The 18,516-nt window shown below is 60.2% G+C and carries 20 protein-coding genes; 8 read left to right on the forward strand and 12 right to left on the reverse strand.

The window, feature by feature from the left end; translation table 11 throughout:
* Positions 1–66 precede the first annotated feature (66 nt).
* Both ACEN8E_RS11160 and ACEN8E_RS11165 read left to right on the forward strand, forming a co-directional pair.
* Positions 67–396 carry a DUF190 domain-containing protein gene (locus ACEN8E_RS11160; RefSeq protein ID WP_495592649.1) on the forward strand — a complete coding sequence of 110 codons (330 nt, stop codon included), beginning with the start codon at positions 67–69 and terminating at the stop codon, positions 394–396.
* Between the two features lie 291 nt (positions 397–687).
* Positions 688–1,491, forward strand: a complete 804-nt coding sequence (locus ACEN8E_RS11165) for an alpha/beta fold hydrolase (RefSeq protein ID WP_495592650.1) — start codon at positions 688–690, stop codon at positions 1,489–1,491.
* A 157-nt stretch (positions 1,492–1,648) separates the two neighbouring features.
* Here the strand turns inward: ACEN8E_RS11165 and ACEN8E_RS11170 are convergent, their stop codons facing one another.
* From ACEN8E_RS11170 to ACEN8E_RS11180, 3 genes are all read right to left on the reverse strand, one after another.
* Positions 1,649–1,855, reverse strand: a complete 207-nt coding sequence (locus tag ACEN8E_RS11170; protein WP_495592651.1) for a co-regulatory protein PtrA N-terminal domain-containing protein — start codon at positions 1,853–1,855, stop codon at positions 1,649–1,651.
* Positions 1,856–1,948: 93 nt separating this feature from the next.
* Positions 1,949–2,596 carry a hypothetical protein gene (locus ACEN8E_RS11175; protein WP_495592652.1) on the reverse strand — a complete coding sequence of 216 codons (648 nt, stop codon included), beginning with the start codon at positions 2,594–2,596 and terminating at the stop codon, positions 1,949–1,951.
* 278 nt (positions 2,597–2,874) lie between these two features.
* Positions 2,875–3,153: a DUF2790 domain-containing protein gene (locus tag ACEN8E_RS11180; protein ID WP_495592653.1), complete on the reverse strand. Its 279-nt coding sequence runs from the start codon at positions 3,151–3,153 to the stop codon at positions 2,875–2,877.
* Between the two features lie 264 nt (positions 3,154–3,417).
* Here ACEN8E_RS11180 and ACEN8E_RS11185 point away from each other — a divergent pair, with 264 nt between their 5' ends.
* On the forward strand, positions 3,418–3,651 hold the full coding sequence (locus ACEN8E_RS11185) for a hypothetical protein (RefSeq protein WP_495592654.1): 234 nt from the start codon (positions 3,418–3,420) through the stop codon (positions 3,649–3,651).
* Between the two features lie 236 nt (positions 3,652–3,887).
* On the opposite strand, the gene ACEN8E_RS11190 is transcribed toward ACEN8E_RS11185, so the two are convergent.
* A complete protein-coding gene (locus ACEN8E_RS11190) occupies positions 3,888–4,112 on the reverse strand; it encodes a GDCCVxC domain-containing (seleno)protein (RefSeq protein WP_495592655.1) in 225 nt (74 codons plus the stop codon).
* Positions 4,113–4,259: 147 nt separating this feature from the next.
* Here ACEN8E_RS11190 and merR point away from each other — a divergent pair, with 147 nt between their 5' ends.
* From merR to ACEN8E_RS11205, 3 genes are all read left to right on the forward strand, one after another.
* Positions 4,260–4,658: a mercury resistance transcriptional regulator MerR gene (gene merR / locus ACEN8E_RS11195; RefSeq protein ID WP_495592656.1), complete on the forward strand. Its 399-nt coding sequence runs from the start codon at positions 4,260–4,262 to the stop codon at positions 4,656–4,658.
* A 345-nt stretch (positions 4,659–5,003) separates the two neighbouring features.
* Positions 5,004–5,831: a hypothetical protein gene (locus tag ACEN8E_RS11200; RefSeq protein WP_495592657.1), complete on the forward strand. Its 828-nt coding sequence runs from the start codon at positions 5,004–5,006 to the stop codon at positions 5,829–5,831.
* A gap of 365 nt (positions 5,832–6,196) precedes the next feature.
* Positions 6,197–6,697 carry a GNAT family N-acetyltransferase gene (locus ACEN8E_RS11205; RefSeq protein ID WP_495592658.1) on the forward strand — a complete coding sequence of 167 codons (501 nt, stop codon included), beginning with the start codon at positions 6,197–6,199 and terminating at the stop codon, positions 6,695–6,697.
* A gap of 13 nt (positions 6,698–6,710) precedes the next feature.
* Here ACEN8E_RS11205 and ACEN8E_RS11210 read toward each other — a convergent pair whose 3' ends face one another.
* The 4 genes from ACEN8E_RS11210 to ACEN8E_RS11225 form a co-directional block, all read right to left on the reverse strand.
* On the reverse strand, positions 6,711–7,553 hold the full coding sequence (locus ACEN8E_RS11210) for a DUF2950 domain-containing protein (protein WP_495592659.1): 843 nt from the start codon (positions 7,551–7,553) through the stop codon (positions 6,711–6,713).
* Positions 7,554–7,633: 80 nt separating this feature from the next.
* Positions 7,634–9,208, reverse strand: coding sequence for a DUF3300 domain-containing protein (locus ACEN8E_RS11215; protein WP_495592660.1), 1,575 nt, complete (start codon positions 9,206–9,208; stop codon positions 7,634–7,636).
* A 165-nt stretch (positions 9,209–9,373) separates the two neighbouring features.
* On the reverse strand, positions 9,374–10,651 hold the full coding sequence (locus ACEN8E_RS11220) for a peptidase MATCAP family protein (RefSeq protein WP_495592661.1): 1,278 nt from the start codon (positions 10,649–10,651) through the stop codon (positions 9,374–9,376).
* A 38-nt stretch (positions 10,652–10,689) separates the two neighbouring features.
* On the reverse strand, positions 10,690–11,607 hold the full coding sequence (locus ACEN8E_RS11225; RefSeq protein WP_495592662.1) for a LysR family transcriptional regulator: 918 nt from the start codon (positions 11,605–11,607) through the stop codon (positions 10,690–10,692).
* A gap of 130 nt (positions 11,608–11,737) precedes the next feature.
* Here ACEN8E_RS11225 and ACEN8E_RS11230 point away from each other — a divergent pair, with 130 nt between their 5' ends.
* Entirely contained in the window at positions 11,738–12,568 is an 831-nt protein-coding gene (locus ACEN8E_RS11230; RefSeq protein WP_495592663.1) for an oxidoreductase, read from the forward strand.
* Positions 12,569–12,657: 89 nt separating this feature from the next.
* Here the strand turns inward: ACEN8E_RS11230 and ACEN8E_RS11235 are convergent, their stop codons facing one another.
* The 4 genes from ACEN8E_RS11235 to ACEN8E_RS11250 form a co-directional block, all read right to left on the reverse strand.
* Complete coding sequence (locus tag ACEN8E_RS11235; protein WP_495592664.1) at positions 12,658–14,196, reverse strand: DHA2 family efflux MFS transporter permease subunit; 1,539 nt, start codon at positions 14,194–14,196, stop codon at positions 12,658–12,660.
* Entirely contained in the window at positions 14,189–15,394 is a 1,206-nt protein-coding gene (locus tag ACEN8E_RS11240; protein ID WP_495592665.1) for an HlyD family secretion protein, read from the reverse strand. Before ACEN8E_RS11240 ends, ACEN8E_RS11235 begins: the two co-directional genes overlap by 8 nt.
* Complete coding sequence (locus ACEN8E_RS11245) at positions 15,387–15,851, reverse strand: MarR family winged helix-turn-helix transcriptional regulator (protein ID WP_495592666.1); 465 nt, start codon at positions 15,849–15,851, stop codon at positions 15,387–15,389. Before ACEN8E_RS11245 ends, ACEN8E_RS11240 begins: the two co-directional genes overlap by 8 nt.
* 188 nt (positions 15,852–16,039) lie before the next feature.
* Positions 16,040–18,166: a TonB-dependent receptor family protein gene (locus tag ACEN8E_RS11250; RefSeq protein ID WP_495592667.1), complete on the reverse strand. Its 2,127-nt coding sequence runs from the start codon at positions 18,164–18,166 to the stop codon at positions 16,040–16,042.
* An 86-nt stretch (positions 18,167–18,252) separates the two neighbouring features.
* Here ACEN8E_RS11250 and ACEN8E_RS11255 point away from each other — a divergent pair, with 86 nt between their 5' ends.
* Positions 18,253–18,429 carry a helix-turn-helix domain-containing protein gene (locus tag ACEN8E_RS11255; RefSeq protein WP_495592668.1) on the forward strand — a complete coding sequence of 59 codons (177 nt, stop codon included), beginning with the start codon at positions 18,253–18,255 and terminating at the stop codon, positions 18,427–18,429.
* Positions 18,430–18,516: the final 87 nt, after the last annotated feature.

Below are 18,516 nucleotides of genomic sequence, written 5' to 3' on the forward strand. Positions count from 1 at the left end.
GGCGATGACCATTGCAGGGCTTGTATCGCTTCAATTGATTGGCACACGCTAGAGAGGTGATGAGTCATGAAAGGCTTTTTGGTGATTTTCATTACCCAACAGAGCCGTCGACATCACGGAAAAATGCTGGGTGACTGGCTCATCGACCTGGCCAAAGAGATGGGGCTGCGCGGTGCAACCCTGGCAACGGGTATCGAAGGTTTCGGGCATTCAGGGAAACTGCATTCCTCGCATTTTTTCGAGCTGGCCGATCAGCCTACCGAAATCCATATGGCAATTACCGAAGAAGAGTCCGTTCGCCTGTTTGAGCGACTTGAGGCCGAAGATATCTCCCTGTTCTACATAAAGACCCCGGTAGAATTCGGAGCTGTCGGTAAACAGGCGAACCAGCCTTGAAATCTGAGAAAAACAGGAATGTTGATGCCAGATACCAAGGACAAAAAAGCCCGTTAAAAAATGATCCACTGTAGGAGCGAGCTTGCTCGCGATGGACTCAAGAGCGCCGCGTTTAGCCAGTAAACACGCGTAATCGTTAACGACCATCGCGAGCAAGCTCGCTCCTACAGAGTTCTTGGCTGAACCGCCACTGACATATTCGCCGACTTTCCTGCTCGTGCAGATCGCTGTCCTCGCGACCGCAACACTTCGTTTACTCTTATCCGCCTGAATGATCAGTCGAGGATTCCAATGTCATCGTTTGTCTGTGCCGAAACGCTTTGGATCGATACGCCACATGGGCGACTGTTTACCCGACGCTGGTTGCCGGCGGGCGTGGAATACAGCCAGGTACAACCGCCGATCATCCTTTTTCATGATTCCCTGGGATGCGTCGAACTGTGGCGAGATTTTCCTGAGCGACTCTGTCAGACCACAAAGCGCGAGGTGATTGCCTATGACCGACTCGGCTTCGGGCAGTCGGATCCGTACCCGGGGAGCTTGCCGATGCATTTCATTCGCGACGAAGCCGAGCGCTTCTTCGCGCTGGTAAGGGCCGAATTCCAATTCGATCGGTTTGTCGCCATGGGCCATAGTGTGGGCGGCGCGATGGCAACAGTCTGCGCTTCCTTGTACCCGCAGAGCTGCGTTGCATTGATCACCGTTTCAGCGCAAGCGTTCGTAGAAGAGCAGACGCTGCACGGCATTCGGGATGCCAAGGCGCAGTTTCAGGTGCCGGGGCAAATGGCGCGTCTTGAGAAATATCATGGCGATAAAGCGCAGTGGGTGCTGTCAGCCTGGACGGATACCTGGCTGTCGGAGGCATTCAGCGGCTGGACGATTGAAGACACCATTGACTCGGTTCACTGCCCACTGCTTGTGCTTCATGGAGAGCAGGACGAGTACGGATCCGTTCAGCATCCCATGCGCATCGCCAGACTAGCGAGCGCGCCCGGGGAATACCTGATACTGGAAAATTGTCATCACGTCCCCCATCGAGAGGCCCCCGATGTCGTTCTGGGTGCAGTCGCCCGACTCCTTGGAATCAGCCATTGATGGATGAATGATTCCGGGTGTGGATTCAACGGGGGATGCAACGAATTGGATGCTGGTCACCAGGATCTGGTTCAAACCAGCGCCTGCAGCACCGTGGGTGCTGCAGTTGAGGTTCGAGGCCGCACATTGCTGGCGGCCTCGGGGTGCGCTACAGCGATCAGCTGTTGCTGTGATCGGTCGCCCTGGCTTTGCTTTGAGCTACAGCGGCTTCAGCTTTGTGTTTCTGGGCAACCTGGAAGGCTTCCATCGAGACTTTCCGGGCCGACTCCATGCGGGTGAAGGTCCGATCACCGCCACCGGTGGCCATGGCCAGGGAAGATGCGGTCAGAGCGGCGGCTACGAAGAGAATTTTCATGGATTTCATTTGGGTTTCCTCAAGTGAGAATTGGTAAATAACTAAAGTTTGTAAATAACTGATAAGGGTATTTATTTGCTAAAGCGGAACCTGGCTTTACCATCAAGCCAGGGCGGCGTGTCGTGCGGTCCCGGTGCCTTGCTCCAGACGCCCTTCGGTGCCTTTGTTTTTTGCATAGGCGGTGAGCACTACCATCATCGCGAAGCCACCGACGATGAGAACCGGATAGGCTGCCAGCAGCTCGACCAGCGAGTACTTCCAGGCCAGCGGACGACCAACTCCCAGCATGGCGGCATAGAACCACGACACGGCAGAGAGAGCGCCCGAGAACAGTGCGAGCATGCGCAGGTTGAAGGAAAGATTAAGTATCGAACCGGCTTTTTTCAGCGCCGGCAATACAGCGCTATGCAACAGGAAGCCGTTAAAGGTCAACAGTACGACTATGCCGATCTTGGCTTGCAGTTTTGGATTGAGGAAATACTCCATCCCCTTGCCGGCATAATCGATCCCGACAATACCAATGCCCGTAATCCAGAGCGCCCAAAGTGCAAGTACTACGGTTTTTTGCAGGCTTTCCATGTGCGCGTCATCATGATGACCTGAGGCATCTCCCTTCAGGAGTTGCTTGACCATTGCGACGTCGCTGGTCAAGACCAGGCCAATTGCAACACAGCAGGCGATTAGGTGGAAATATACAACGCCCAAACGAACATATTCCACGGTGGACGAAGAAAACATACTAAGTTCCATGGTGACCTCTTGTCTTCAATAGTGAATCAGCATGACGCTCGGTACGGCATGACTGGCGTTTGCCGTTGCTGATTGCAATTAAGATTCAGTAATCACTATTAATTAATCTTGCGGCATTATGCGGTCAAGATAATAGCGATCTTCGCGAATGAACTTTTAATCATTCGATCATGTAGTTTTTCTGGTAACAAAAACATCAATTCGCACTGGGTGCATATGAGGTTTTACTTCCGCTTCTTGGGCGGGCAGCGTGGCCCGGAACCCTGGCGACGAGCGGATCAGGCAATGGTGGTTGGACTGGCAGGGCTTCCGCCCCATTCGAGGAAACGGATCTTGTGGACTTCACCTTCGCTATCTTCATAGACCAGGGTCACCGGTACCATACCGGTCTTGTCGGATGTATCGGTGCGCTGCAGTACACGTTTTACATCGATTTCCATTCCGTAGTGGTATTCGACGGCCGAGACATGCGCGCCGGGTTCTTGCAGGCCGTTTTGGTCAAAGACACTGGGTGCGAGACTGGAAATCACGGCACTTACTACTGTGGCGATGTTCATTAGGCTTTACCTCTTCTGAAGTTCGCTTGACGAGGACCTAATGTGACACGTGATGAAAGCGAAGTTCACTAAACCTCGACGAACGCACCAACCTGAGTCGCCTGTAGTGGCTTCAGGCTCCCGGCTATTCCCCGCGCTTGACGCCTTACGACCATTCGTCCATTAAACGCCGTATTTGTTGGGTAAAACGCCTTTTTTTGATGTGGTCATAACATGTCATGACGGATTTTTGCGCAGGAATTCACTCGGTGGATGTGACAGTACATGGACCGAAAATGCCTGTTTTCTGACCAGGGGAGAAAGATCGGGTATTGGCCGTTTGGCATTCTGCTTGCGCTTCGGCTGATGCCATCAGCCGTGCTGCAGGAGTGTCAACTCAATGCGGCGCAGTGGCAGGCTGGAGACTTGCAGCGCTCGGTGAACAAGCTTGCTGCGATGCTTATCGTACTGACGTGGTGCATTGCCGCTATTGGTGTGTGGCGAGCGTGGGGTAATTGACAAAGGATCGACGGGAGTGGGGGGAGTGAAGCTGTCTCCAGTTCGGTAAATGGTACAGCAGCACTTCTCCCATCGGATCAGAACCAATGCAGGAGAGCAATGGTATACAACCAGCCGATGCAGAGGGTGATGATCAGGTAGATCACCACGAGCATCAGAGCGTAATTCCACATGACACTCACCTCCCATAATCGCGGTTTGAGGCGCGTCAGGGGCGTCTGATAAACCGAATGAACTCAGGTCATTCCCGTACCACAGCATCCGCGCTGCTCCTGAATCGGCGGGCACTTCACCGTACCAAACGAACAGAACACGCAGCAGTCACCAGGATTGGGGCGTAGCAGGGTTTTGCAACTGCCACACTCGTAGAAGAACTGGCAGGCGTCCGTGGGCATGGCTTCCTGCTTGGCGAAGCCGCAATGCGGGCAGGTCAAAACGGATTCGAGGATGACGGCGCTCATGGTTGCCTCACTTGTATACGGTGGGGATTCTGAATGTCGAGCCTGATGGTTTCTGCAGGAGCCTGAGCCATCGTCTTCTCCATTGAATCGATCTAACCTAGAGTCACTTTACACTCCGTACCCGGGTACAGAATCAAGGGGCGTGTGATGACGACAGGGCTGAGTATCGGCAAGCTGGCGCAAGCGGCCGGGGTGAACATCGAGACCATTCGTTACTACCAGCGACGCGGCTTGCTGGATGAACCGTCAAAGCCGCCCGGCGGTTATCGGCACTATCTACCGGAGCAGGTCAAACGCCTGCGCTTCATCAAGAGGGCGCAGGCGCTGGGATTCACGCTGGATGAGGTGGGCAGACTGCTGACACTTGATGCGGCCTGCACTTGTAGCGAGACTCGGGCACTGGCCGTGCGCAAACTGGCCAAGATCGAGCAAAAGATGGCCGACCTTGCCGCCATTCGGCAGGTGCTGGGCGAACTGGTGAAGAAATGCGATGAAGGCGGCGGCGGGGCCGTTTGCCCGATCATCGATGTGCTGAACAGGGAGTGATGCCTGGTTGCCGGGCTTCGTGCACAGGCATCAGGCCAGCACCCCGTACCCTGTAATCGCAAGGCTGCTTGCCAGCGGTCTGGAATGACTTTTTGGCTGAACGGTCAATTCAGATTCTCTTTTTTTGAACTCGGGCTGAACGCTCCTATCTAAAAAAACTGTGGGAAGGCTTCCCACATAACCATGCTGACTGGCTCTGAGGAGCCGTGCGGATACCGCAGTGGCCCCTTATTGCTGAAAATTAAGTTCGGGCCGGTTGGCGGCCGCTCCAAAGGGCGGCCGGAAACTCACTTGATATTGCGTTCAATACGGAGATGACGACGCAACTCCAAGCGGAGGTGCAACATGCTGCTCAAAAAATGTTTGTTGGCTCTGGCAATTGGCGGTGTCCTGTCGGCATCGACGATCCTGGTGCCCGATTACATCAGTAGTTTCTCCAGCGTGTACGCCAAAGATGGCGGCAGCGGTGGAGGCGGTGGTGGTCACGGTGGCGGAGGCTCCGGAGGCGGTGGTCACGGTGGTGACGGCGCAGGCGGTCACGGTGGCGCTGGCCATGGAGAAGGTGGCGATCATGGTGCGGCAGGTCATGGAGAGGGTGGTGATCATGGTGCCGCAGGCCGTGGAGAGGGCGGCGATCATGGTGCTGCTGGCCGTGGAGAGGGTGGTGATCATGGTGCTGCTGGCCGTGGAGAGGCTGGCGATCATGGTGCTGTAGGTCATGGCGGTCCGGGGCGCGGCGATGCTGACCATGGTGGCATGGCCGGGAACCGAGGCCCGGGCAATGCGCATGACAACGCAAAGGACAATGACAATGATGCAGCCAGGGGCGCTGCCAGAAACGACGCCGATGCGGCCAGGAACGCGGCAAGAGCTGATGCGGATGCAGCCCGGGATGCCGCCAAAGCTGACGCGGATGCAGCTCGGGACGCTGCAAAAGCTGCTGGCGTAGTGGATGCCGATGCTGCCCGGGCCGCGGCAGATGCGGCTCGAAACGCTGCCAAGGCAGACGCCGATGCCGCGAGGGACGCTGCTCGGGCTGCTGCAGATGCAGCCCGCAACGCTGCCAAAGCCGAAGCGAACAAGGCCAGGGAGGCGGCCAGAGTCGAGGCGAACGAAGCCAGAGAGGATGTGGCGGACGCCCCGGATATCGACATGGCTGAGGTACAACACTAAGCCTGCACCTTGCGCAATTGGCACGGCAGGCATACTCGTAGAAAACGTCCCGGGAGCTTGAGGGACGTATCGGCAAAGAGTCGCAAATCCTGTGGAGACATGGGGTTTGCGACTTTTTCGGCATCGTGACGAGTGGTCCGAAACCAGCGGCAGTGTTTGTTGACTCAGTCTGGCTTCGCCTTGAGCAACCAATACCCGATCCGCTGGAAGATGATGCCGAGCACGATCTCCATCAGCATTCTCAGGGTGTTTCATTGCGCGCCAGGGTGTTACGGGGCGTAGTGGTGAAGCCGCGGCTCGGCAAGGTTGTCGAGGTATGAGATAAGCTTGAGCCGCATCGGCGCACGACAAAGGAGAGGTGATGAATGGAATCGTTTAGCGTTCGCGAGCTGAAAACAACTGACACTGAAGCATTGTTGGCATTCGAAACCCATAACCGTGAATGGTTCGAATCTCATATTGATGCGCGCGATCCGGCTTTTTACTCGTTGCAGGGTGTCGCCGATCATATCGAAAGCTATTTATCCGATTTTGCCAGCGGCGCCTGGCACCCGTTTGTCATCGTGGATTCCAGTCGGGCAATCGTTGGGCGAGCCAATCTGAAAAGCATCGACCCGGCGTCAGGTTCTGCTGAAGTGGGCTACCGGATCGATCAACGCGCGTGCGGGCAGGGGCTGGCAACGTTGGCGCTGAGGCATCTGATCCGGCAGGCACATTTGCGTTGGGGGCTGACGCAACTGGTTGCCTTTGCCTACAAGGAAAATGCAGGCTCAAGAAAAGTCCTCGATCGGTGCGGCTTCCGCCTGGAACAACCCTCCTGTAACGAAAGCACGGGGAACGAAGAGCGATTCGTCCTGTTGCTTTAGACAAGAGCCCCGGTCACTCCTGCTGTGCTTGATCTTCATCCACCTCTTTCCAGCTGTCATCCGGATCAAAGCGCTTCATGGCCTTGGCGAGTTTTTCACCACCGGGCCCCAGGTCTTTCTCGAACACCTGGCCATCATGGCTGATCATGAAACTCATCACCCCGGTGTCGTTGTATTTCGCCGGCCAGGCGATCAGTGCAAAGCCCCGGCTCATCTTGTCACCGATCAGGTAACTGTAGGCGCCACCCGGAGCCGAAGGTCCCTGGCCATCAAGGATACGGAAGCGGTATCCATGCCAGTCTTCGTCGGCAATGGCTTTGCCGAACGAAGGCCCTAGCGGGCTGATCTGTTCGCTATCGTCTTCTGCCCAATAGAGCCCATCGTGTTTGCCCGGGGTGCTGAAGATTTTCTGCGCATACTCGAGGGCGCCATCACCGTCTCGATCGACCGACGCATAGTCCATCTGGGCGTCGTGGTAGGCCAGCACCGATTGCACCGCGGCGAGTTCATTGCGGCCGATTTGACGTGCACGGATCTCGGCACTGCCGGCCTTCAAGTCAAAGCGCCAACCGTCGGCGGCTTTTGTCATGGGGATGGGCAGTGTCCAGTTCTTGCTGCCGACCGCCAGGACTGCCTTGCGGTCGCTGGTGTTTTCAATGTGATGTTGTTCGCGGTATTGCTGTAGAAACGCGTCCACATCTTCGCGCTGCACACCTTCACTGGGGATGTAACTGTGCCAGTCACTGCCCAGCAGCTCGGTCAGGCGTGCCTGGTCGGAATGTTCCGTGCCCAATGCTTCAACGAACGCTTCAGCGGCCTTTTCCGGTGTTGGAAACGCCTGCTGCGCCGTCGCCATGCACGACCACGCCAAGCCGACAGCTATCGCAAGGACATGAGGGAGCAAGCCCGTGAGTCCTTTCACTCCTGGATGGTTTTTCAACGGCGGCCTCCCCTTTGACGTGCTGGTGGACTGGACGGCCGACTGATCTGCTGACCGGCCGATCGTGAGGCACTTGGGCGTTGCGCGGATGACTGGCTCGCCCGGCCACGATTGGCCTGGAGGTTGGCCTGGGACGGTGAGCGCGCGCCGGCGAACGCATTATTGCGGGCACTGCCGGCACTGGCGGCCGGCCGTTTGTTGGTTCCTTGACGCGCCTGCGCGCCACCCTCTTTGCGCTGATTGAGCTGGGAGGCCTGGTTCCTGGGTTGTTGACTGGCCTGGCGATTCTGGTTCCTGGGTTGCTGATCGGCCTGGCGATTCGCGTTCCTGGGCTGCTGATTGTCCCGGGTGTTCCTGGCAGTCCCCTGGCCCCTGTCAGCTGCCTTGGGTCTGTCTGCACCGGCCTGCAAGCGGTTGCCGCCCGCGGCTTCGGACTGGAGTTTGCGCGTTTGGTCACGGGCTTCACGGTTGCTGGTGGCAGGTCGCTCGATACCGTGCTTGTCCATTGAATTGCGCGCATTTTCACGGGCCTGGGCGCGCTGGGGATTGTCCCCGCGATAGGCTTCACGCTGGCTGGCACCGTTCAATTGGCGGCCGTACTGTTCGCGGCTCTTGTTGTCGCGGTAGGGAACGCCATTGCGGTGCACCGGGTTGTGCTGCCATTTGTTCTGGTTGTTGGTGATGCGGTTGTTGCCGTTGATGTTGTTGTAGCGGTTGACGTCGATGTCGACGTCGTTATTGCCCCAGTCACATTCACCCCACAACGCCCCGACGATGGCTACGCCGGTACCAAACGCGAGCCCGGCCATCAAGGCCTGACCGGGGTAATAGGCGGGCGGCGGTGGATAGTACACGGGCGGCGACGCCGGGTAGGCCCAGGTGCCGTAGGTGGTTGTCGGGTTATAAGTGGGGACGTACACCACCTGCGGATCGGAAGGCTGGATGATGATGGTTGAACTGCTGGCCGGTGCCGCTTCCGGTGCAGGGGCTGGAGCCGCTGACTGTGTTGTGGTCGTGGCCGCCTTGGCCGGCGCCGCGACGTTCTGAATAGTCACGTTCTGATACTGGTTGCTTTGCAGGTTGCCAGCGGCCTGGGCCTGGCGCCGCAAGCGTTGTACGCCGTTCATGACATCGTCGGGCTGCGCCAGGAAGGCATCACCCAGGCGTTGTACCCAGACGGGATCCTGCCCCAGCGTTGCCAGAACCTGCGGGAAGGCGACCAGCGCCTGCACGCTCGGATCCCAGGGTTGGCTCGCTACTTGTTTGACCGCATCGTCACCCTTGGCGTCGGGGTGCGCTTTGGACCAGCTTACCGCCTCACCGACTTCCCCGGGGTACGTGGTGGCCATCAGTACCTGTGCCAGCAAGGGGTCCGGGTACAGCGCAATGGGCGCCAGCATTTGATCCAGTTGTTCCTGGGTAAACACCGGATCCTTGGCCGCCGCTGTGACGGGTGCCGCATTGGTCGTGCTTGCCGGTGCCGGTGCGGCCGTATCCGCACCCAGTGCCATGCAGGACGGTCCGCTCAACAGCAGTACGGCCGACAATGTGTAAAGTAATGGAATGTGCATTGCACCCCCCATGAGGTCAGGCAGGCTTGAAATGAGTGGATCATCCCTGGCAGGTGCAAGCCGGCTATGCAAGCCACAGAGCTCAGCCCCGACACCGCTTCCTAATGGTAGCAGCTCATTTCAAGGACCCCGGTTGGCTTTAAAAAGTTGTGACGCTGATCCCGATCAATGTGCGCTGGCATCGCTTTCGTGTTCTTCGGCGAATGCCATGAAGACCTTCAGGTCCAGCACATCCAGCTTGATCTGGGCGATGAACGCCGAGAAGGCCAGGTTGGCGGCCAGGATACGCAGGTCCGAGGCCCAGGCCGGAAGATAGACCGGTGCCTTGAGCCAGCCTGAGTCGAACAGTGGCGCCAGGCGCAGGGTGTCCGCCAGGCTGAGGCGCCCTGCAAACAGATGCCCGATCAGTTCCGGCCGGTTATCGCGGATGGCAATGCGCAGCAGCGTGTGGACGCCGAGCAGCCCGGTCAGGTAAGCGGCGTCCTTGGTAAACGCCGAACCGCCCCGCAGATCGACACCGCGGAACACTCGTTGGGTCGAGCGGAAGGATTCCTCTTGTGTCTGCCCGGCCGCCAGAAAACCTTCGAACACCTGGATGAAGTCGGCGCCCTCCAGCGCCTGCTGGACGGCGAGTACGCGCAGGGCCAGGCGACGCAGGCGGTTGATGTCCATGCTGCCGGTGAACAGTTCGGCCAGGGTGGCAATGCCTTCCTGGGTCTGCGTCGTGCGGGGCGCTCCCAGGCCCAGGCTGGTGAGGTTGGGCTGCCGCGCGCCGTTTTGTGCCGTGGCGACATGGACGAAGGCCTCGTGTTGCAACAGCTGATTCTTGTCCAGCTCGGTGAACAGTGCGCTGGCGCGCAGGCGAATGCGACTCGATCCGGCGATGGCCTTGGCGGCCAGGTTCGGATCGAGCACGACCGTGATCTGTCCGGCCCCGAAGAAACGGTCCAGTTCCGGTCGAAGCCAGTCGGCGAACGCCTTGGCCGGGATCTCGGCCGGGCTCGGCGGAATCTGCGCACCGCCCAACAGGGCGTCGGTGGTCTTGAGGAAGAAATTGGCGGCGTCGAGCATGCTCAGTTGCAAACGCGAGTAATAGAAGTCCGGACGCCGGTACAGCGCTGACGAATAGTGGGTAAACGCCGGGGTACCCATGGCCCCCAGCATGTGCCCGGCCGTGGCATAGCTACGGGCGGTCATGGCGAGGAAGTTCCCGGCCGGATGCCCCACATCGCAACGGCGGATAAAGGTTTCCAGGGCGGCGATGTCGGCGCTGTGGTCGCGGGGCTGCAACTCGACCCTGGGCAGTTCGGCACGCCCGCCGCGCCATTTCGCCAGGAAGTCTTCCTCGATCCCGTCCGGCCAGGACAGGGCATCGAGCACGCGGATCTTGCGGGTCAGACCGGGCAGGGCGGCATCGAGCTCGGACAGGTCAGCGGCGCTCATGGATATCTCCTTGAGTGACAATGTGGCGTTACAAAAGCTTAGCCGTCGCGCGCGGATACGTGTTGGGCACGGGCCGCTCGGGCAAAGTCGATGAAGGCCTTGAGCGCTGCGGGCACGTGGCGGCGACTCGGGTAATACAGGTGCAGGCCCGGATAGTAGGGGCACCAGTCGGCCAGTACCTGGATCAGGCGGGCATCAGCCAGGTGCCCGCTGACCATGTCCTCGAACACATAGGCCAGACCCACACCTTGCAAGGCCGGGCCGATCATCAGGCTGACATCGCCGAGGGTGAGCGGGCCGCTGACTTCGATTTCCTGGGTGATCGCGCCGCGTTCGAATTCCCATCGGTAGATCGCGCCGCTGGGAAAACGATGGCGGATGCACGGCAGGCCATGCAAGTCCTCGGGTTGGCGTGGTGCAGCATGCCGTTCGAAGAATGCCGGGGAGCCCACGACCACCGAGCGCATGTTCGGCCCGATGGGCAGCGAAACCATGTCGGCTTCCAGGCGATTGCCGAAGCGTACCCCTGCGTCAAAACCGCCGGCGACCACATCCACCAAGGCGTCGCTCTCGACGATCTCCAGGCGGATATCCGGGTACGCCTGCAAGAACTGGCTGACAATCGGCAGCAACACCAGCTCGCACGCCTGTCGTCCTGCGGTGATGTGCAGGTTGCCCGAGGGCTTGTCGCGAAAGTTGTTGAGGTCTTCCAGTGCATCGTCGATGTCACGAAAGGCCGGTTTCAGCCGGGCGTAAAGGCGTTCCCCGGCGTCGGTCAGGGCCACGCTGCGGGTGGTGCGGTTGAACAGTCGTACGCCCAGGCGATTCTCCAGGGCGCGCAATGAGTGACTCAAGGCCGAGGGCGTGAGGCCAAGTTCCACTGCCGCCCGACTGAAGTTCAGGTGCCGGGCGATGCACAGGAAAATCGACAGGTCAGCAGTGGAGGGGGATTTCATTTATGAGCGCCTTTCACTAAGCCATGCAAATTTCCTGGGATTATCACATCAGTAGCACGCGCTTAAAGTCGCATCAACTCATCGAGAAGGCCCGGCAATGTCGCACGGGTCGCTGACAGGAGGAGTTGAAATGCGTACCTGGTTCATTACTGGCGCTTCCCGTGGCTTTGGCACCCTCATCGCAGAACACGCCCTGCGTGCCGGCGATGCCGTTATCGCCACTGCCCGCAAGCCACAAGACATCACTGACCGTCTGGGTGACCACCCAAACCTGCTCGCCGTGCGGCTGGACGTCACCCGCGAGGAAGAAGCGCATCAGGCGGTCGCGCAAGGCATCAAGCGTTTCGGGCGTATTGACGTGCTGATCAACAATGCCGGTTTCGGTGTGCTGGGCGCGGTGGAAGAAACCAGTGCCAGCGAAACGGAGCGTCTGTTCGCCACCAACGTGTTCGGCGTGCTCAACGTCACCCGCGCCGTACTGCCGCACATGCGTCGCCAGCGCAGCGGTCATGTCATCAACATCTCGTCGATCGGCGGCTATCAGGCCTACATGGGTTGGGGAGTCTACGGTGCCACCAAGTTTGCGGTGGAGGGCATTACCGAAGCGCTGCATCAGGAGCTGGCGCCCTTGGGCATCCATGCGACCGTTGTCGAGCCCGGGTTCTTCCGTACCGATTTCCTGGACGAGCAGTCGCTGATCAAGACCGCCCTGGAACTGCCGGACTACGAGGAAACCGTGGGCAAGATGCGCCAGTTTGCCGAAGGCGCCAACCATGCGCAGCCTGGCGACCCGGTGAAGTTTGCCGAAGCGATGCTTGCGTTGGTCAACGCCCAGGAGCCACCACAACGCCTGGCACTGGGCAGCGACACCGTGGCTCGAGTCGAAGCGAAAAACCGCTTTGTGCAAGCGGAACTGAGCGAATGGAAAGCGCTGGCGCTGTCCACCGATTTCAAGGTCTGACGCGACGGCCCAACGCGGGTTTCAACAGGTGCGCAACAACCGGGCGAGTCCCGGTTTTTGCGTTTGTGCAGATAAGCTCATGCCGATGTTTATTCCATGACCGCTGGCGGCTCTTCCTGTGTCTGCGGGCTTGGGGCTTTGATAATCAGCAACAATGGCATGACCGCCAGTGACAACAGCATCAGCAGCTTGAAGTCATCCACGTAGGCGATCCAGCTGGCTTGCACATTGACCAGGGCGTCCAGGGTGGCGCGGCCAGAGGCGGCCATCGGGTCCAGGAAACTCTTGATCACTGCGGCGTCGAAGGCGCGGTTGAAGGGTGTGATGTAGGCACCGATCTGCTCGTGGTTGGCCTGGATGTTCTGGGTGAGCAGCACGGTCACGATGGAAATCCCGACGCTGGAGCCGACATTGCGCGACAGGCTGTAGAGCCCGGTGCCTTCGGCGCGCAAGGAGGTGGGCAGGGTCGCGAAGGCCACCGTGGTCAGTGGCACGAACAGCAGGCCCAGGCTGGTGCCCTGGATGAAGCCGACCCAGATGACGGTTTGCATCGACACGTCCGGCGTCCAGCCGGTCATCAGCCCCATCGACAGTGCTGACAATCCCAGGCCCGTCAGCAGCAACAGGCGGGTATCGACTTTGCCCAACAGGCGACCGGCGAGGAACATGGTCAGCATCGTGCCCAGGCCACGCGGGCCCATCACCATGCCGGCGGTCAGCACCGGGTAGCCCATCAGGGTTTGCAGGTAGGGCGTCATCAATGCCAGTGAGGCCAGGTAGGTAATGCCGACGATGAAAATGAAGATGACGCTGATCGAAAAATTGCGATCCTTGAACAGCTTCGGGCTGATGAACGGGGCGTCGGTGGTGAAGGTGTGGACCACAAACACGTACAGGGCGACAGCGGCCACTATCGCTTCGACCAGGATTTCCCCGGACGCGAACCAACCCAGTTGCTCACCCCGGTCCAGGAACAGTTGCAGGGCCATGATCGCCACGCTCAGCGAGCCGAAGCCGAGCCAGTCCAGGCGGGTCGTGGTGTCGGTGCTCGTTTCGCTGACGTAATAGACGATCCCGGCCAGCGCCAGCAAACCAATGGGCAAATTGATGAAGAACACCCAGCGCCAGCTGAAGCTTTCGGTCAGCCAGCCACCGAGCATCGGCCCCAGCACGGGGCCGACCATGACCGACACACCGAACAGCGCCATGGCCGAGCCGCGCTCCTTGAGGCTGTAGATGTCCAGCAGAATGCCTTGGGACAGCGGCACCAGCGCCGCGCCCGCCAGGCCCTGCAGCAGGCGGGCAAGGATGATTTCTTCCAGCGATTGCGCCAGGCCGCAAAGGATCGACGAGACCACGAAGCCGACAATCGCCCACAGCAGCACGCGTTTGCGCCCGAAACGCCGGGCCAGGAAGGCAGACGGCGGCGTCATGATTGCGGCGGCGACAATGTAGGACGTCAGCACCCAGTTGATCTGGTCGGAACTGGCCGAGATGCTGCCTTGCATGTAGGGCAGGGCGACGTTCGCGATGGTGGTGTCGAGCGCTTGCATGATCACCGCCAGCACGACGCACGCGGTGATCATCCCGCGATGGGCCACCGGTTCGGTCGCGGCCGGGTCAGTCATGGACGGCGGCCTTGCTCGCCAGCAAACCCGAGAACAGGTGCGGCAGGCCACGGGCCGAGCCGGTATCGATCTCGGCCTGCACACTCATGCCGGTGCGCAGCGGCGGTTTTCCCCCGGCATCATCGATGCTGATGCGCACGGGAATCCGCTGCACGACCTTGACCCAGTTGCCCGTGGTGTTTTGCGCCGGCAGCAACGAGAAGCTCGAACCCGACGCCGGGCTGATGCTGTCGACGGTGCCGTGCCACTGCACGCCGGGGTAGCTGTCGACGCTGATCTGGACGGACTGGCCGGGTTTCATGTGGGTCAGTTCGGTTTCCTTCGGCGACGCCGCGACCCACAGGTGGTCGGCCGACACCAGGCTGATGCCCGATTGCGGTGGTTGCAGGTAGGAGCCGACTTGCAGCGAATCGACGTTGGTCACGACACCGTCAAACGCAGCCCTGACCACCGAGTTGTCGAGGTTGCGCTGCGCTTCGTCGACCGCTGCCTGGGCGACCCGATACGCAGGCTGTTGTTCGACGGGGGTGGCGATATTTCCGCCCAGTTGCGCCAGCACCATTTGTGCCGTGGCCTTGGCCACGGTGATTTTTTGCCGGGTGCTGTCCAGCGCATGCCGGGCATCGTCGTAGTTGGTTCTGGACACTGCCGCAACGCTGACCAGGGTTTGCTGGCGCTGGAAGCTGGCCTGGTAGTACGCAAGGTCGATTTGTGCCTGGTCGATTTCGGCCAGCGCCTGCTGGTAATTGGCCTGGAGATTGAGGATCTGGTTACGCACATTGCTCAGCTGCGCCCTGGCGCTGGCCAACGCAATCTCAAAGGGCTCGGGCTTGAGGGTGAACAGGACCTGGCCCTTGACCACCCGCTGGTTGTCCTTGACGTCGACCGAGGCGACCAGGCCCGAGACATCGGTGGAGACACCGACATGATCGGCTTGTATGTAGGCATTGTCGGTGGCAACGATCTGCCCGCCCGTGACATACAGGTAACCACCGACCACCAGCACCACAGGCAGCAAGGCAAAGAGCGTGGTGCGTACGAGTTGCCGCCTCGGCCGGGCCAGGGAGGCATTGCCCGGCCCGGCCGAGGTGTGCCCGAGGTCCGGTTTGCGCGATTCGGCTGACGAGGGGCCTTCAAGCCGTGGGGCCCTGGGCATCGCGGCAGGCTCGGCGGGTGGCTTCAGGCGTTGATCAGTCATGACGACGCTCCTCCTCTTCGATGGGAAGACTGCAGGCTTCGATCAGATTGGACCTCATGCGCTTCATCATCCCCAGCAGCAGCTGTTCCTCTTCGGCAGAGAATCCGCGGGTGGCCTCCTGGCGAGTCGAGCGGCCCATGTCACGCATCAGTTGCAGAAGCGGATGAGCCTGCTCCGTCAAAAACAGCAGGGACAGGCGTCGATCCGTGGGATGACGACGTCGCTCGACCAAACCGCGCTCGGCCATTTTGTCCAGCAGACGCACGAGGGTGATCGACTCCAGTTCCAGCAGGTCCGCGAGCCCTTTTTGATGGATGCCTTCATGGGTCGACAGCATGGCCAGCACTTGCCACTGCGACCGGGTGAGGCCGACATGCCGCGCGCGCTGTTCAAACCGCTTGCGCATCAACCGGGCGCTGTCATGCAGGGCAAAACCTAAGGTCAACGGGTCAGTCATGGTGAGATCTGCTGCTGATGAGTTAACTCATCATAGTTGAGCTTGTAATTAGTCAGCTATCTATATTTGCGAAATAATTCAGGTGAAACGATTCTCTCGACGGCGCCGGGGTGACTGGCATTGAGCGGCGCCTTTCAATACCTCGAGAGCGTTCCTTAAAAAGTGCCTTGCGGCCGGTAAACCCGACCTCAGAGCAGGCTCCAGGACACCCCGACGTACATCGCCATGCCCTCGCCGGGTGTGGAGCGTGCCGCGTCCAGTCCTTTGTCGTCGTAGCCCGGCGTGACCGTGGCGGCATAGTGCTTGTCGGTCAGGTTGCGCAGGTCCAGCCAGGTCTGCCAGTCGCCCTTGGGCGCGTTGTAGCCCAACGTTGCACCGAATATGGCGTAGGGATCGGCGTAGTAACTGTTGGCGTAATCGACCGCCACTCTGGACGCCCATTGCGTGTTGAACGCGGCGAAAAAGCCTTGTGGCCAGTCATAGCGCAGTTCGCCCTGGTAATAGTGCATCGGCAGGCCCGGCAGGCGGTTGTCGCCCAAGCGCTCATCGTCGCGGTAGTGGAAGTCGCTGAAGGTATAGCTCTGGCGCAGGCTCAATTGGCCGCCATCGTCCGGCGACCAAAGCGGGCTCAGCAGGCTGGCTTCCACGCCCTGGTGCACGGTGGGGCTGGCGTTGAGTTCGTAGGGCGTGGTGGCGTTGGCATCCGGCAACACCGAAAGCAATTCATGGCGTACCTGGGCGTAGTACCAGGCCAGGCTCCACTGCCCCAAGGTGCTGTCACCACGTCCACCGATTTCCAGGGTGGTGGCGGTCTGGTTTTGCAGCTTCACCGGATCGCGCTGGGCACCGGTGGCGACGCCGCTGCCGACGGGGAAGCGAATATTGGAGCTATAGATCAACGACCAAGGGTGCGGCGCCTCGACCGAGCGGCTGAGATTGCCGAACAGTTGCACGTCAGGCGTCAATTGGTAGCGCAGGCCCACGCGCGGGGCGTAGTCCCAGTCGTGCAGGCTGGTCTTGCCGCCTTCCTGCGGGAAGGTGACGTCGCTTTCACGGCGGGTGTAGATGGCGGCGAGGCCGGTGGTCAGCCACAGGTCGTCGGCGATCTCCAGGTCATTGCCGGCATGCAGGACCGTGTCCGAGCCCTGATAGGTGAAGTTGCGAATCAGCGTGCCCGGTGCGTAGCCGGCGGTGTTGCCGGTGGGGATGCGTACGAACTCGCTGGCGCCATCATTGGGCAGGTGTTTGGTCACGCGCAGGCCCAGCGTGCTTTGGCTTTGCAGACCCCGGAGCGTGTGGCGGCGCTTGTAGTCGAACGTGCCGCTGACGTCCGTGTACGCCACCTTCAGGCGGTTGGGGCCTTCGCTCAAGTCCATGGGATAGTCGTGGTAGACCAGGCCGGTCTGGACGCTCGAATCGTCATCGATGTACCAGGTGGTCTTGTTGCCGATGAACGTGCTGCCCGGCTCGTCGCGGCGGTCGTCGCGCGCCACATAGGCGGGGTTGGCCGCCCGTGGGTCGTGCTCGATGGAGTGCTTGGTCACGCGCCCCGCGAGCTCGTTGTCGGTCTGGCGGTGGCGCAGGTAGAAGCGGGTTTCCAGGTCGGGATTGAGGCGATAACCGAAGTTGGCGATGACGCCCTGGCTCTCGCTGGCCGTATGGTCCTGGTAGCCGTCGGCGTTTGCCTCGGTCATGGCCACGTAGTAATCGAAGTCGCCGAGCACTTGCCCGGAACTGACCTGGCGCTGCAGGTAGCCGTGGCTGCCGGTCGCGTAGCGCACCTGCAACAACGGTGAGTCGTAGCCGGTGTGGCTGACGTAATCGATGGCACCGCCCAGGGCCAGTGCGCCCCGGTCGAGACCGTTGGCGCCGCGCAGCACTTCCACATGGTCGAGCCACAGCGGCTCCAGCAATTCATAGGGCGTGCCGCCAGGGCCGGTCAGAGGCAGACCGTCGAGCATGGCGTACAGCCCCGAGGCGTGGGCACCCGGTGCACGGTTGATGCCCGATCCGCGGATCGAAATCTTCACCCCTTCGTTGCCCGCCGATTGGGCATAGATCCCGGGCTGGTAAGCCAGCACATCCTGGTTGCTGGCCACGCGCCCCTGCAACGGGCGGCGCAGGTCGACCACGTTGGTGCCGCCGGGCACCTGGGCCAGCCGAGCCTTGGCGTCCTCGATCGCCCGGTCTTCGTCGCTCTGGTCTTCGGCCCCGATCAGCACTTGTCCCAGTTCCAGGCCCTGAGCCTCGGTCATGGCCGGGCAAACAATGGCCATGCCCAGCAACGCGGCGGGCAAGTATTCAGGCGAGGGCATTGGGGAAACTCCAGACAGACGGAAACGGGCAAGGAACAGTGCGACGCAGGAAGGGACGAAGGAAACACATGGCAATTTTGTAGTTTTTGCCCTGGCTGGCCCGCATCGATGCGGCCAGGCGGCTGATCGAGGATTCGGATGTACCGCTCAAGCGCCTGGCCGATAACGTCGGCTATGCCAATACGGATGGGTTCAGAAGGGCCTTCATGCGGCGTCTCGGTGTTGGGCCGAGCGACTATCGCAAGCGGTTTTCATCAGGATGAAGGGAAGCAGTTTTCAAGGCCGGTTCAGAACGGCCATCCTTGAAAAAGGCGGCTGGATAGCCGCCAGAACAACACCCGATGCAACGT

The organism is Pseudomonas sp. Pseusp9, assembly GCF_059491265.1.